Annotated in this window: 1 pseudogene; it reads right to left on the reverse strand. The window is 60.3% G+C overall.

The window, feature by feature from the left end:
* Window positions 1-365: pseudogene (locus EOD29_RS30785) on the reverse strand (hypothetical protein); the annotation flags it as partial.

Consider the following 365-nt stretch of genomic DNA (forward strand, 5'->3'; position numbering starts at 1 on the left):
GACGACGGAATTTCCCACGAGCCGCGGTGTTCCGCCCATCAGGACAAAGGTACAGCTCGAAAAGCAGTAGGCACCACCCGCAAAAACCTCCCCTTCGGTCGGTCCGCTTTTGGCCATGCTCGCCTTGCAACGCGGATTTAGGGTCGGGCAGTTCGGCAACCGTGTTCTGCCAACCGAGGTCTCCAGACCTGCAGCACGGATGATGCGTCCCATTGCGAAAGCCGCATCCATGTCCCCGCCATTGGACTGAAGCACGATCGGCAGCTTTCTTTCGCCGAGCGGCTTCAAGATCGCCTTCAGCCGGGCCGGGGTATCGGGAGTGATGTCTCCTTCCGCAGAAATCCACTGCGTGCACTCCTCCTGAC

Origin of the sequence: Mesorhizobium sp. M1A.T.Ca.IN.004.03.1.1 (assembly GCF_003997555.1) — a bacterium.
Lineage (GTDB): Bacteria > Pseudomonadota > Alphaproteobacteria > Rhizobiales > Rhizobiaceae > Mesorhizobium.